The organism is Micromonospora sp. NPDC047740 (assembly GCF_043204735.1).
GTDB lineage: Bacteria > Actinomycetota > Actinomycetes > Mycobacteriales > Micromonosporaceae > Micromonospora.
Genome location: NZ_JBIDCT010000011.1, coordinates 177990 through 191052, shown reverse-complemented (window position 1 = coordinate 191052; position 13063 = coordinate 177990). Strand labels below are relative to the sequence as shown.

Below are 13063 nucleotides of genomic sequence, written 5' to 3'. Positions count from 1 at the left end.
GGGTGTCCGCCGCCGGGGCGGGCCCGGGTTGCCGCAACCCGAGTCGATCATGCTCGTGGGGTGGGACGGCCGGAGCTCCAGCGGGGTGGGCGTCCCGATTGGGATAGGTTGTGCCCCGTGACTGACGAGCAGGAGAAGAACCTGGCCGAGCCGATCCGGGTCGGCGTGCTGGGCGCCCGCGGCCGGATGGGCATGGAGGTCTGCAAGGCGGTCGACGCGGCCCCCGACATGGACCTGGTGGCGATGGTCGACCAGGGCGACGGGCTGTTCGCCGCCTCCGACGCCGGTGCCGAGGTGGTCGTCGACTTCACCACTCCGGACGTCGTCATGGACAACCTGCACTGGTGCGTCGACCAGGGCATCAACGTCGTGGTCGGCACCACGGGCTTCACCGAGCAGCGCCTGGACCGGGTCCGCGGCTGGCTCGCGCGCAAGCCGGGCGTGGGCGTGGTGATCGCCCCCAACTTCGGCATCGGTGCGGTGCTGATGATGCAGTTCGCCGCCCGCGCCGCCCGGCACTTCGAGTCGGTGGAGATCATCGAGCAGCACCACCCGCGCAAGCTCGACGCGCCCAGCGGCACCGCCACGCACACCGCCCGACTGATCGCCCAGGCCCGTGCCGAGGCCGGCCTCGGCCCCGCGCCGGACGCCACCCGTGACGAGGTGCCGGGCGCGCGCGGCGCCGAGATCGACGGGGTACGCGTGCACGCCGTCCGCGCCACCGGGCTGGTCGCCCACCAGGAGGTGCTCTTCGGCACCACCGGCGAGACGCTGACCATCCGGCACGACTCGTACGACCGGGCCTCGTTCATGCCGGGCGTGCTGCTCGCTGTGCGGGAGGTACGCCACCGGCCGGGCCTCACGGTCGGCCTGGACGCCCTGCTCGACTGAGCGGCGACCGCGAACAGCGGCAGGGTGCCCAGCGCCGCCCCCGTCCCGCCGGAATCCGGTCGTCACGCGGCCGGGCCGCGCCTAGGGTCGCGTACATGATCGATTCTGCGCTCCGGGACCGCGTCGGCCGGCACGTGACCCTGCGTCCGGTGGACGACGACAACTGGCGGGCGGTGGCGGACGTGGCGCCCCGCGACGACCAGCGCGCCTGGGTGCCCGCCCTGGCCGCCCGCTACCTGTTGCTGACCATGCGCTCGGACGTCTGGACCTCGCTGGCCGTGTACGCGGACGAGACGGTGGTCGGGCACGTGATGTGGGGCGTGGACGACGACGGTTCCCGGTGGATCGGCGGCATGGTGATCGACGCCGCCGAGCAGGAGCGGGGCGTCGGCCGGGCCGCGGTGCGTACCCTCGCCGACTGGCTCGCCACCGCGGGCCACCCGATCCGCCTCAGCTACCACCCCGACAACACCCAGGCCGCCGCCCTCTACCGCTCCCTCGGCTTCCACCCCACAGGCGCCATGGAGGACGACGAACTGGTCGCCGAACTCACCCCCGCCTGACCGCGTCGATCATGAGGTTGACGGCACCGTCCGAGATCGACTTCGCCGCCAACCTCATGATCAACGGCGTCAGCGGGGGGCGGGGGTTTCCGTGGCGGGGCGCTGGGTGGGGATGTGGGGAGTGGTGGTCACCGTCAGGCCGGCGGGGAGGCCGGTGACGGTGGGCCGGCCCGAGGCGTCGACCTGGACGGCGACCGGGGCGCCGGCGACGCGGAGGCCGTCGACGGCGAGCGCGCCCAACTCCGGGCCGGCCAGCGGGCTCAGCCGCACCTGGCCGCCCGGCACGTCGGGATAGATGCCCACGCCGGCCTGGAGCAGCAGCACGGCGGCCGCCGCCGCCCACGCCTGCGGGCGGCACGCCGCCGGGTACGGCACCGGACGGCTGAGCGTCGCCCGGTCGTCCCCGGCGTACAGCTCGGGGAGGCGGTAGTCGAACGCCTCGGCGGCGGCGAGCAGCCCGTCGGCGAGCCGGAGCGCGGCGTCGGCGAAGCCGGCCCGGGCCAGCCCGCCGACCACGATCGCCGTGTCGTGCGCCCAGATCGACCCGCAGTGGTACGACAGTGGGCTGAACCCGGCGTCGTCGGTGGACATCGTGCGCAGTCCGAAGCCCCCGGCCAGCGCCTCGGTCGACAGCAGCGCCGCCACCTGCGCCGACTCGGCGTCGGAGAGCAGGCCGGTGCCGAGCAGGTGGCCGATGTTGCTGGTCAGCGAGTCGACCGGGCGCTTGTCCCGGTCCAGCGCCAGCGCGGGCTGCGGGCCGTACCGGCCGTCGACCCAGAACGCGTCGCGGAACCGCCGGGCCAGCCGGTCGGCGTACTCCCGCCAGCGGTCGCCGCCCGGGCGGCCGAAGGCGTCGAGCAGGTCGGCGCCGTGCACCGCCGCCTGGTACGCGTACCCCTGCACCTCGGACAGCACGATGGGCGACTGCGCCTGCCGGCCGTCGCGGAACCGGATCGAGTCGCCCGAGTCCTTCCAGCCCTGGTTGGCCAGGCCGCTGCCGCTGGTGTCGACGTATTCGACGAAGCCGTCGCCGTCGGCGTCGGCGTGCTCGCCGAGCCAGCCGAGCGCCGCCTCCAGGTGCGGGAGCAGCGTCTCGACCTGGTCGGCGGCGAGACCCCAGCGCCAGGCGTCGTGCAGCAGGCCGACCCAGAGCATGGTGGCGTCGACGGTGCCGTAGTACGCGGGCGGCAGCCGCAGCTCATGGGCGGGCAGGCTGAACTCGTGCCGGCGCAGCTCGTGCAGGATCTTGCCGGGCGCCTCGCCGGTGGCCGGATCGACCCTGGTGCCCTGCCGGCGGGCGAGGACGCGCAGCGTGCCGGCGGCCAGCTCGGTGCCGAGCGGCAGCATCATCCGGGCGGCCCAGAGGCTGTCCCGGCCGAAGAGGGTCAGGAACCAGGGCACGCCCGCGCCGAGGAAGACGTCCCCGGGGTGGGCCGGGTCGGCCAGCCGCAGCCCGCGCAGGTCGGCCAGGGAGCGGTCGAGCAGCCGGACCAGGCGGCGGTCGTCGGCGCTCACCTGGGGGACGGACCACTCGGGGCCGGCCGGCGGGGCGACCACCACGGCCTTCGGGTCGGTGACGGCGAGCCGCCAGCGCAGCGTCACGGTGTCGCCGGGGGCGAGGTCGACCGGCCAGCTCAGCCGGGGCGCGAGGGCCCGGTCGCCGGTGGCGTCGACGGTCGCCGCCTCGCCGGTCACCGTGACGGTGACGCCCTCGGCGGCCCACTGGACCCGGCCGGGCTCGCCGGACTTGGCCTCCAGCGGCGACCCGCTCCCGCCGGACTTGACCAGCTCGATCGGGGCGAGGTCGCAGCCCAGGTCGACGCTGACCGTGGCGCGGACGGGGGCCGCGGCGGTGGAGGTGACCCGGATCTCCTCGGTGACGCCGTGCGGGCCGGCCTCCCGGATGCGGTCGATCCGGACGGTCGGGTCGGGGCCGGGGTCGCCGAGCCAGCGGGCCAGGGTGACGAAGCGGACCCCGTGGGGCCCGGCCGCCCCGTGGGCCACCGCCTCCGGTTCCCGGTCGTCGACGCGCAGCTCGGCGCGGGAGAGTACGCGGGCGTCGGCGTGGAATACGCCCTGGACGCCGCTCGGCCGGATCTGACCCGCCGCGTCGCCCAGCGCGCTGGTGGGGGCGTGGACCGCCCCGACCAGCTCGTGCAGCAGGGGTTGCAGGTGGCGTTCGGACACGGGGAACTCCTGGTGCTGATCGGGTGGCCGGAGCGTGTCTTGACAACTGGCTCCGGCCCGGTGCAGAGTGCGAAACATTCCAGAAACTTTGAACGATCTAATACTGCCGTATCCACGTTGGAACGTTCAAGGCGGCGAGAGGGACTCAATGGCTGAAAAGGTGACCATCTCGACGGTGGCCCGGCATGCCCAGGTGAGCCGGCAGACGGTCTCCAACGTCCTCAACGCGCCGCACATCGTCCGGGACGAGACCCGGCGTCGGGTGGAGGAGGCGATCGCCGCGCTGGGCTACCGGGCCAACCAGGCCGCCCGGCAGATGCGGACCGGTCGCTCCCGGCTCGTCGCGGTCCGCATCGAGCCCACCCGGGACGGGATCAACGGCTCGGTGCTCGACCGGTTCCTGCACGGCCTCACCGAGACCGCCGACGCCGCCGGCTATCGGGTCCTGCTCTACACCGCCCGTGACGACGGACACGAGATCGACACCTACGACGACCTGCTCGGCGCGTACGACCTGGACGGTTTCGTGCTCACCGGCACCGACCACGGTGACCCGCGGACCGCCTGGCTGGCCGAGCGGAACGTGCCGTTCGTGACGTTCGGCCGGCCCTGGGACGCCGCCGAGGCCCATCCCTGGGTCGACGTCGACGGCGCGGCCGGCACCGCGCAGGCCACCCAGCGGCTGCTCGACACCGGCCACCGCCGGATCGGCTTCATCGGCTGGCCAGCGGGTTCCGGCGTCGGCGACGACCGGCGTTCCGGCTGGCGTACCGTCATGGCCGCCGCCGGCCTGGCCGGCGCCGCACCCCACCGCGAGACCGAGGACGGCATCGCCCACGGCGAGCGGGAGATGCGGGCGCTGCTCGCCGCCGACGAACCGCCCACCGCGGTGGTCTGCGTCAGCGACTCGCTCGCCCTCGGCGCCCTCCAGGCGGTACGCGCGGTGGCCGCCTCCGTCGCCGTCGTCGGCTTCGACGACACCCCGGTGGCCGCCGTGGTCGGGCTGACCAGCGTCAGCCAGCCGCTCGCGGCCGCCGCCGCCCGCTGCTTCGAGCTGCTCACCGGCCTGCTCGACGGTCAGCCCACCGACCCACACGTGCTACTCAGCCCCACGCTCGTGCTCCGGCACACCGCGTGATCCCCCATCCCCACCAGGAGAATGAGATGACACCTCGCACCCTCACCCGGGCGGCGCTGGCCGGCCTCACGGCCGCCGCGCTGTTCGGCACCGCCGCCTGCGGCAGCGGGTTCGACGACTCCGCGAAGGACACCAAGCAGTCCAGCGGTCCGGCCAACCTGCAGATCATGATCGGCTCCTCCGGCGACGCCGAGACCAAGGCGGTGCAGGACGCCGTCGCGAAGTGGGCCTCCTCCTCCGGCAACACCGCCACGGTGACCCCGGCCCAGGACCTCACCCAGCAGCTCGGCCAGGCCCTCGCCGGCGGCACCCCGCCGGACGTCTTCTACGTCGACGCGTCCCGGTTCGCCGACTACGCCAGCGTCGGCGCGCTGGAGCCGTACGGCGACAAGGTCAGCAACAAGGACGACTTCTACGAGAGCCTGCGGAACACCTTCACCTACGACGGCAAGCTCTACTGCGCGCCGAAGGACTTCTCCACGCTGGCGCTCGAGATCAACACCGACCTGTGGGCCAAGGCCGGCCTGACCGACGCCGACGTGCCGACCACCTGGGACCAGCTCACCGCCGCCAGCCAGAAGATCAAGGCGAAGGGCATGGTCGCGCTCGCCCTCGGCGACACCCGGGACCGGATCGGCGCGTTCATGGTGCAGAACGGCGGCTGGCTGATGAGCAAGGACGGCAAGCAGCCGACCGCCGACACGCCGGAGAACGTCCAGGCCCTCGAGTACGTCAAGGGCCTGCTCACGAACGGCTACGCGAAGTTCCCGAAGCAGCTCGACGCCGGCTGGTCCGGTGAGGCGTTCGGCAAGGGCAAGGCCGTGATGACCATCGAGGGCAACTGGATCAAGGGTGCCCTGAAGAACGACTTCCCGAACGTGAAGTACAAGGTCGTCCCGCTGCCGGCCGGCCCGAAGGGCCAGGGCACCCTCTCCTTCACCCAGTGCTGGGGCATCGCCGCGAAGTCGAAGTTCAAGGACCAGGCGATCAAGTTCGTCGAGGCGATGACCGCCGGCGACCAGCAGATCGCCTTCGCCAACGCGTTCGGTGTGATGCCGTCCCGGCAGTCCGTCCGCGACCAGTACACCAGCGCCTTCCCGGCCGACAAGCCGTTCATCGACGGTGCCGCGTACGCCCAGGGCCCGGTGAACGCGCCGAAGATGGACAGCGTGCTGCGTGACCTCGAGGCCGGCCTGCAGGGCCTGGCCAACGGTGACCCGAAGAGCATCCTGGCGAACTTCGACAAGAACGCCAAGGCGGCGCTCGGCGGCTGAGCGTGACCGGAGGGGCCCGCGTCGCGGGCCCCTCCGCGTCGGCTCCCACTCGAAGGAGGGAGGGGAGATGGCTACGGAGGCGCTCACCGCCCCGGCCACCACGCCGGCCGGTCCGTCGCGCCGCCGCCACGGCGGCATCCGCGGCAACGAGAACATCGCCGGCTGGCTCTTCGTCGCGCCGGTGATCGTGATCCTCGGGTTCTTCCTGCTGCTGCCGATCCTGATGGCGCTCTGGGTGAGCCTCACCGACTGGAACGGCCAGGGCAGCCCGTTCACCGCGGACGTGCCGTTCGTCGGCGGGAAGAACTACACCCGGCTGTTCACCGAGGACGGGCTCGACCGCCGGGACTTCATGACCAGCATCCGCAACACCATGTACTACGTCGGGATCGTGGTGCCGGCGCAGACCGCGCTCGCCCTCGGTCTCGCGCTGATCGTGAACAACCGGATGCTCAAGGGAAAGGGCTTCTTCCGCAGCGCCTTCTACTTCCCCTCGGTCACCAGCTCGGTGGCGATCAGCGTGGTGTTCCTGTTCCTGTTCGCCAACTCCGGCGCGGTCAACAACCTGCTCCGCTTCTTGGGCATCGACGGGCCGGAGTGGTTCGCCGACTCCCGCGGCGTACTGCACCTGCTGCTCGGCATCGTCGGGGTGGACTCCCCACCCGACGCGCTCACCTCCGGCGGCCCGCTGGGGCTGAGCTGGTGGGACTGGCTCTCCGGGCCGAGCGTGGCCATGGTCTCGATCATCTGCCTGGTGATCTGGACCACCTCGGGCACGTTCATGCTGATGTTCCTCGCCGCGTTGCAGAACGTGCCGGTGGCGCTGGACGAGGCCAGCACCCTCGACGGGGCGACCCGCTGGCAGCGGTTCCGTCACGTCACCCTGCCGCTGATCAAGCCGACCACGTTCCTGGTGCTCACCCTCGGCCTGATCGGCTCCTGGCAGGTCTTCGACCAGGTGTACGTGATGAGCCAGGGCGACCCGGCCAAGACCACCCTCACCCCGGCGTACCTGTCGTACCGCACCGCGTTCCGGGACTTCGACTACGGCTCGGGGGCGGCGATCTCGTTCGTGCTGTTCCTGATCATCATCGTGTTCACGCTGCTCCAGCGCCGGGTGATGGCCGACCGGGACGGGTCCCGGCGCGGCCGGTGGTGGCGGCGACGCGTACCGGAAGGGTCCTGACATGGCCGTGCTGACCGACCGGCCGGCGGCGCCCGCCGCGCCGCGCGCCGCCCGTGGGCCGCGCGCCCGGGTCAACCGCATCCTGGGGTACGCGGTCCTGATCTTCTTCGGGCTGGTCTTCATCTACCCGTTCGTGATCCAGCTCGGCAACTCGTTCAAGACCGAGCCGGACGCGGCGGCGAACCCGCTCTCCCCGGTGCCCGACCCGGTGACGCTGGCCGGGTTCGAGCGGATCTTCGCGGGCACCAACTTCCCGCTCTGGCTGGGCAACTCGCTGCTGGTCACCGTGCTGGTCACGCTCGGCCGGGTGTTCTTCGACTCGCTCGCCGGGTACGCCCTGGCCCGGCTGCGCTTCCGGGGCCGGGCCGGGCTCTTCGCCGCGGTCATCGCGGTGATGGCGGTGCCCGGCGTGGTGCTGCTGATCCCGAAGTTCCTGGTGCTCAAGCAGCTCGGCCTCTACGACAGCTACGCGGGCCTGGTGGTGCCGCTGCTGGCGGACGCGGCCGGGGTGTTCATCATGAAGCAGTTCTTCGAGTCGATCCCGGTCAGCGTGGAGGAGGCGGCCCGGATCGACGGCGCGGGGGTGTTCCGCACCTTCTGGTCGGTGGTGCTGCCGATGGCGCGGCCCGCGCTGATCACGCTGACCATCCTGTCGTTCCAGGGCTCCTGGAACGAGTTCCCGCACAGCCTGGTCTCGGTCCAGGACCCGCACCTGTTCACCCTGCCCCGCGGCCTGGCCGACCTGGTCAGCGGGTCGCTGGGCAAGGGCACGCAGTATCCGCTCAAGCTGGGCGCGGCGCTGCTGGCCACCATTCCGGTGGCGGTGCTGTTCGTGATCTTCCAGCGCTATTTCGTGCGGGGCGCCAACGAGGGCGCCGACAAGGGCTGAGCGACGGGTTCGATCGGTATCGGTGGCGGTTCCCCGCGCCGCGGGGAACCGCCACCGGTCACTTCAGTTCCAGTACGGACATGACGTTGCCGGCGGGGTCGGTGAACCAGGCGATCGCGGGTCCGTTCCCCCGGACGATCCCCTGCTCGTCCTGGGGCATCCCGGGGTAGCGCGCGAATTGCACCCCGCGGGCGGTCAACTCGGCGACGGCCCGATCGATGTCGTCCACGGGGAAGTTGAGCACGGTGTAGGTGGCCGGGGTGTGGTCGTCCTTGGGGTAGACCAGGATGTCCCGGTCCCCGGCGAGGTGCAGCGTCAGCAAGCCGCCCATCGCCTCGTCCCGCGACACCCGCAGGCCGAGCGTGTCGGCGTAGAAGGTCATGGCCCGATCGGTGTCGTCCACCGAGAAGCCGCTGAACGCCCTCGTGTCCCTGAACATGATCGTCTCCCTCTTCCGGTCGCGCTCCGTCCGCGGGGCAGTGCCGGGGCGGCGAAGCCCTCACTGCGTCACAGTAGGCCCGCGGTCCGACGTGCGCCGGTGACACGGCGGGCCGTGGGGTGCGGAACGCGACCGCCGGTCTGCTCAGTCCGTCGCGACCGGCTCGGTCGGGACCGCGACGTGCAGCCGCAGTTGCGGGACGAGCAGGTCGTCCACGTCCAGGGCGCGGGCCGCGCCGTCCGGCTCCCAGCCGGTGGAGGTGAGGAACTTCCGGGTCGCCGCGTCCCCGTCGAAGGTCCAGGCCACCGCCCGGGTGAAGCCGTCGGACCGCCAACCGTCGACGGTGGCGGCGAGCAGCCGGCTGCCGTGCCCGCGCCGGCCCCAGCGCGGCTCGACCAGCAGGTCGGTCACCGCCGCCACGCCGTCGCCGAGCGCGTCGGCCGGCTCGCCCGGGGCGAGCGCCTCGGTGTCGGCCGGCCCAGAAGCGGCGAACCCCACCAGATACGATTGCTCGGCCTGTTCGACGGCGACCAGCACGCGATGCGCGCCCGAGGGCGGCTCCTGCACCGCGGCGCTCCACCGCCGGGCGAGGTACGCCTCGTCCAGGTTGTCGAGCACATGCCGGGGCAGGATCCGGCGGTACGCGACCCGCCAGGTCGCGAGCTGGATGCGTGCGATCTCGCCGGCGTCCTCTGGACGCGCCGGGCGGACGTACCCGAGAGCCATGGCACGTGAGCCTACGCAGGGCGAGGGAGGCGACGGTGGCGCAGGGTGCCAGGCGGACGATCGCGCAGGTCGTCGCCGTGGTGGTGCTCGCCGTCGTGGTGACCGCCTTCCTGAGGGAGGCGGCCGTGCGGCACGGCTTCTTCGACCTCAACGTCTACCGGGGTGCGCTGAACTACTGGGTGCACGACGGCGGGGAGATCTACGACTTCCTCCGGGCCAAGACCCAGTACGGCTTCACCTATCCGCCGTTCGCCGCCCTGGTGATGCTGCCGATGGCCTACCTGCCATGGCACGCGGCGATCACGGTCAGCGTGGCCGCCACCGTGGTGGTCAGCACCGTGGTCATCTGGTGGCTGGTCGACCCGATCGCCCGCCGCGCCGGGTGGACCCGCTGGTTCGCCCTCGCGGTCGCGCTCTGCCTGGCCGCCGCGTTCGAGCCGATGCGCGAGACGGTCAACTTCGGCCAGGTCAACATGCTGCTGCTCTTCCTGGTGGCGGTGGACCTGCTGCGGCTGCTCCCGGCCGGCAGCCGGTGGGCCGGGGCGGGCATCGGCCTGGCCACCGCGATCAAGCTGACCCCGGGCATCTTCATCGTCTACCTGCTGATCACCGGGCGCTGGCGGGCCGCCTTCACCGCGATGGGCGCGGCGACCGGCGCCACCCTGCTGGCCGGCGCGCTCTTCCCGGACGCCTCCCGCGAGTTCTGGACCGAGGCGCTCTGGAACACCGGCCGGGTGGGCGAACTGGCCTTCGTCTCGAACCAGTCGCTGCACGGGGTGGTGGCCCGGCTGAACCCGGAGCACCCGAGCACCCTCGCCTGGCTGGTGCTGGTGCTCGCCACCCTCGCGGTCTGGGGCTGGCGCTCGCGGGCCGCGGTGACCGCCGGCGACGAGGCCACCGGCCTGGCCCTGACCGGCGTGGTGATGTGCCTGGTCAGCCCGGTCACCTGGGTGCACCACCTGGTCTGGCTGCTGCCGGCGCTGATCCTGCTGGTCGACAACGGCATGGCGGCGCCCGCGCGCAGCCACCGGCGTCGCCTCCTGCTGGCCGCCGCGACCATCGGGTACGCCTTCCTGATCAGCCGGATTGTGTGGCGGTTCGAGGAGGACTTCAGCGGCGTGACCGGCTTCCTCGGCAGCAACACGTACGTCTGGATCAGCCTGGCGCTGCTGCTCGGCCTGCCGATCCGGCGCGGGGCCGCGTCGACCGGCGGTAGGCCCGCCGACCGGGGCGGCCCGTCCGGGTCACTGATCGAGTCGGGCGGTGTAGCGCGCCTCCCGAAGCAGGGCCGGGTCACGCCCGCCGGAGAGCGGCAGCCGGTAGACGGACTCGACGCCGTCCGGTGACAGCCCGGCCCGCTCGTAGAAGCGCCGCGCCCGGACGTTGTCGGTGAGCACCCAGAGCCGGTACTCCGTCCAGCCCCGCTCGGCCAGCCCGGCGCGGGCCGCCGCCAGCAAGGCCCGCCCGGTCCCGGTGCCCCACCGCGCGGGCTCGACGTACATCGCCAGGATCTCCCCGTACGCCGGGTCGAGGTCGCCGCGGTCCTGGTTGTTCCGGTACGGCCCGAAGGTGGCGAATCCGGCGATCGCCCCGTCGACCTCGGCGAGCAGAGTGGTGAACGGGTGCGCCGGGTCGGCGGTGCCGAGGTCCCGGCGGCGCTGCGCCCAGGCGGCCGGGTTCAGCCGGTGCAGTACCTCGTCCGGCATGATCCCGGCGTACCCGGCCTGCCAGCTGCGGATGTGCACCGCGGCGATCGCCGCCGCGTCGTCCGGGTCCTCCCGGCGGATGGTCACCATCCGTCCGTTCTATGCCCCGAGGGGCGGTCGGTCCAGCGACCGCTCCGTCGTACCCGTGGACTAGGGTCCCGGGACGATGGCCGCACCGGAATCGCTCTCGCTCGCCCAGGCCCGCCGCGTGGCTCTCGCCGCCCAGGGCTTCGCCGACCCGGCGCCCGCCGGGGTGCCGACCCGCCGGCATCTGCGCCGGGTGCTGGACCGGGTCGGGCTGATCCAGATGGACTCGGTCAACGTCCTGCAACGGGCCCACTATCTGCCGCTCTACAGCCGGCTCGGGCCCTACCCGACCACCCTGCTCGACAACGCCGCCTACCGGCGCCCCAGGGAGCTGTTCGAATACTGGGGGCACGAGGCGTCGCTGATCCCGGTCGGCCTGCATCCGGTGCTGCGTTGGCGGATGGCCAAGGCCCGTGACGAGGCCTGGGGCGGGATGCGCCGGATCGCCCAGGAGCAGCCCGAGCTGGTCTCCTGGGTGCGCGACGAGGTGGCCGCCCGGGGGCCGCTCACCGCCGCCGAGATCGAGCACGACGCACCTCGGGAGACCGGCAACTGGGGCTGGAACTGGTCGGCCGTCAAGCGGGCGCTGGAGTTCCTGTTCTGGTCCGGCGAGGTGACCGCCGCCGAACGCACCACCTCCTTCGCCCGCCGCTACGACCTGCCCGAGCGGGTGCTGCCGGCCGAGGTGCTCGACGCCCCCACCCCGAGCGACGCCGACGCCCACCGCGTGCTGGTGGCGATCGCCGCCCGGTCGTTGGGCGTGGCGGCCGAGCCGGAGCTGCGCGACTACTTCCGGCTGCCGGTGGCCGGGGCGCGGCGGGCGATCGCCGACTTGGTCGAGGCGGGCGAGCTGACCCCGGTCACGGTGCCGGGCTGGCGGCAGCCGGCCTACCTGCACGGGCAGGCGCGGCTGCCCCGCTGGGTCCGGGGCAACACCCTGGTCAGCCCGTTCGACCCGCTGGTCTGGGAGCGGGCCCGGGCCGAGCGGCTCTTCGGCTTCTCCTACCGGATCGAGATCTACGTGCCCGCCCCGCAGCGGGTCCACGGCTACTACGTGCTGCCCTTCCTGCAGGGCGAGCGGTTCACCGCCCGGGTCGACCTCAAGGCCGACCGGAAGGCGGGGGTGCTGCTGGTGCCGGCCGCGTGGGTCGAGCCGGGGGTGGATCCGGGGGAGACGGCGGTGGCTCTCGCCGTCGAGCTCTACCGGCTCGCCGGCTGGCTCGGCCTGGACGCGGTCGCCCCGCCGGCGGCCGGCGACCTGGCCGTCCCGCTGGCCGCCGCGCTGGTGGGCGTGGCCGGTGTACGGTGAGCGCGTGACGAGCGTTGACCGGCCGGCCGCCACGCCCGACCCGCAGACGGTCCCCGTCCCGCCGACCGCCCCCACCGGCCCGGCCCCGGACGGGGTGCACGCCGTCGCCGGAGCCCCCGATCCCGGGTCGGCGAACTGGCCCGCCGGGGTGGCGTACGCGCCGGTCGAGCCGGACCGGTTCACCCGCCTGGTGCTCCGGCTGCACGCCCGCGCCCCGCGCTGGGCGGTGCCCCTGGCCGCGGTCGGCTGCGTCGGGCTCGGCATGGCGTACGCCCTGCTCAGCGATCCCACCCACAGTGACCCGGACGCCCGGCCCAGCTGCCTGCTCAAGCTCACCACCGGGTTGGACTGCCCGGGCTGCGGCGGCACCCGCGCCCTCTGGTACCTGCTGCACGGCGACCTGCCGGCCGCCGCCCGGCACCACTTCCTCTTCGTCTTCTCGGTGCCCTTCCTGGCGTACCTCTTCGTCACCTGGGCCGGGAACCGGGCGTTCGGTTGGCGGCTGCCGGAGCTGCGGCTCGGCCCGAAGGTCCTCGGCGGCTTCCTGGCCTTCTGGCTCGCCTTCTCGGTGGTCCGCAACCTGCCCTGGGCGCCGTTCACCGCGCTCTACGTCTGACCCGCGGTCCGGCGCGAGTGCGCCGCTTCACGTCCGCGCGCCCAAGTTTCCC

The 13063-nt window shown here is 73.1% G+C and carries 13 protein-coding genes; 9 read left to right on the top strand and 4 right to left on the bottom strand.

What is annotated here, in order from left to right; genetic code table 11:
• Positions 1–117 precede the first annotated feature (117 nt).
• Together dapB and ACGF4F_RS21810 are read left to right on the top strand one after the other, a co-directional pair.
• Positions 118–891, top strand: a complete 774-nt coding sequence (gene dapB / locus ACGF4F_RS21815) for a 4-hydroxy-tetrahydrodipicolinate reductase (RefSeq protein WP_393079666.1) — start codon at positions 118–120, stop codon at positions 889–891.
• A 95-nt stretch (positions 892–986) separates the two neighbouring features.
• Positions 987–1454, top strand: a complete 468-nt coding sequence (locus ACGF4F_RS21810; protein ID WP_393079663.1) for a GNAT family N-acetyltransferase — start codon at positions 987–989, stop codon at positions 1452–1454.
• Positions 1455–1523: 69 nt separating this feature from the next.
• Here ACGF4F_RS21810 and ACGF4F_RS21805 read toward each other — a convergent pair whose 3' ends face one another.
• Entirely contained in the window at positions 1524–3641 is a 2118-nt protein-coding gene (locus ACGF4F_RS21805; protein ID WP_393079660.1) for a glycogen debranching N-terminal domain-containing protein, read from the bottom strand.
• Positions 3642–3789: 148 nt separating this feature from the next.
• Between ACGF4F_RS21805 and ACGF4F_RS21800 the strand changes: the two genes are divergently transcribed.
• From ACGF4F_RS21800 to ACGF4F_RS21785, 4 genes are all read left to right on the top strand, one after another.
• Positions 3790–4779: a LacI family DNA-binding transcriptional regulator gene (locus tag ACGF4F_RS21800; protein ID WP_073832598.1), complete on the top strand. Its 990-nt coding sequence runs from the start codon at positions 3790–3792 to the stop codon at positions 4777–4779.
• 26 nt (positions 4780–4805) lie between these two features.
• Positions 4806–6053 carry an extracellular solute-binding protein gene (locus ACGF4F_RS21795; protein WP_357433536.1) on the top strand — a complete coding sequence of 416 codons (1248 nt, stop codon included), beginning with the start codon at positions 4806–4808 and terminating at the stop codon, positions 6051–6053.
• 67 nt (positions 6054–6120) lie between these two features.
• Positions 6121–7239 carry a sugar ABC transporter permease gene (locus ACGF4F_RS21790; protein ID WP_357433534.1) on the top strand — a complete coding sequence of 373 codons (1119 nt, stop codon included), beginning with the start codon at positions 6121–6123 and terminating at the stop codon, positions 7237–7239.
• A 1-nt stretch (position 7240) separates the two neighbouring features.
• Positions 7241–8128 (top strand): carbohydrate ABC transporter permease, encoded by an 888-nt coding sequence (locus ACGF4F_RS21785; protein WP_357433532.1) that lies wholly within the window; start codon positions 7241–7243, stop codon positions 8126–8128.
• Positions 8129–8186: 58 nt separating this feature from the next.
• On the opposite strand, the gene ACGF4F_RS21780 is transcribed toward ACGF4F_RS21785, so the two are convergent.
• Together ACGF4F_RS21780 and ACGF4F_RS21775 are read right to left on the bottom strand one after the other, a co-directional pair.
• A complete protein-coding gene (locus ACGF4F_RS21780) occupies positions 8187–8567 on the bottom strand; it encodes a VOC family protein (protein WP_357433530.1) in 381 nt (126 codons plus the stop codon).
• Between the two features lie 144 nt (positions 8568–8711).
• Positions 8712–9293, bottom strand: coding sequence for a GNAT family N-acetyltransferase (locus ACGF4F_RS21775; protein ID WP_393079653.1), 582 nt, complete (start codon positions 9291–9293; stop codon positions 8712–8714).
• A 35-nt stretch (positions 9294–9328) separates the two neighbouring features.
• On the opposite strand from ACGF4F_RS21775, the gene ACGF4F_RS21770 reads away from it, so the two are divergent.
• Positions 9329–10639 (top strand): glycosyltransferase family 87 protein, encoded by a 1311-nt coding sequence (locus ACGF4F_RS21770; RefSeq protein ID WP_393079650.1) that lies wholly within the window; start codon positions 9329–9331, stop codon positions 10637–10639.
• Here the strand turns inward: ACGF4F_RS21770 and ACGF4F_RS21765 are convergent.
• Positions 10538–11089, bottom strand: a complete 552-nt coding sequence (locus ACGF4F_RS21765) for a GNAT family N-acetyltransferase (RefSeq protein ID WP_357433523.1) — start codon at positions 11087–11089, stop codon at positions 10538–10540. The genes ACGF4F_RS21770 and ACGF4F_RS21765 overlap by 102 nt on opposite strands.
• Positions 11090–11165: 76 nt before the next feature.
• Here ACGF4F_RS21765 and ACGF4F_RS21760 point away from each other — a divergent pair, with 76 nt between their 5' ends.
• Positions 11166–12395 carry a winged helix-turn-helix domain-containing protein gene (locus ACGF4F_RS21760; protein ID WP_393079646.1) on the top strand — a complete coding sequence of 410 codons (1230 nt, stop codon included), beginning with the start codon at positions 11166–11168 and terminating at the stop codon, positions 12393–12395.
• Positions 12385–13011, top strand: coding sequence for a DUF2752 domain-containing protein (locus ACGF4F_RS21755; protein WP_393079643.1), 627 nt, complete (start codon positions 12385–12387; stop codon positions 13009–13011). Before ACGF4F_RS21760 ends, ACGF4F_RS21755 begins: the two co-directional genes overlap by 11 nt.
• The last annotated feature ends 52 nt before the right edge of the window (positions 13012–13063 follow it).

What these genes read in the sequence shown, in the direction of transcription:
- ACGF4F_RS21810 (WP_393079663.1), top strand. Translation starts at nt 987, where the DNA reads ATGATCGATTCTGCGCTCCGGGACCGCGTCGGCCGGCACGTGACCCTG.
- ACGF4F_RS21800 (WP_073832598.1), top strand. Translation starts at nt 3,790, where the DNA reads ATGGCTGAAAAGGTGACCATCTCGACGGTGGCCCGGCATGCCCAGGTG.
- ACGF4F_RS21795 (WP_357433536.1), top strand. Translation starts at nt 4,806, where the DNA reads ATGACACCTCGCACCCTCACCCGGGCGGCGCTGGCCGGCCTCACGGCC.
- ACGF4F_RS21790 (WP_357433534.1), top strand. Translation starts at nt 6,121, where the DNA reads ATGGCTACGGAGGCGCTCACCGCCCCGGCCACCACGCCGGCCGGTCCG.
- ACGF4F_RS21785 (WP_357433532.1), top strand. Translation starts at nt 7,241, where the DNA reads ATGGCCGTGCTGACCGACCGGCCGGCGGCGCCCGCCGCGCCGCGCGCC.
- ACGF4F_RS21780 (WP_357433530.1), bottom strand. Translation starts at nt 8,567, where the DNA reads ATGTTCAGGGACACGAGGGCGTTCAGCGGCTTCTCGGTGGACGACACC.
- ACGF4F_RS21775 (WP_393079653.1), bottom strand. Translation starts at nt 9,293, where the DNA reads ATGGCTCTCGGGTACGTCCGCCCGGCGCGTCCAGAGGACGCCGGCGAG.
- ACGF4F_RS21765 (WP_357433523.1), bottom strand. Translation starts at nt 11,089, where the DNA reads ATGGTGACCATCCGCCGGGAGGACCCGGACGACGCGGCGGCGATCGCC.
- ACGF4F_RS21760 (WP_393079646.1), top strand. Translation starts at nt 11,166, where the DNA reads ATGGCCGCACCGGAATCGCTCTCGCTCGCCCAGGCCCGCCGCGTGGCT.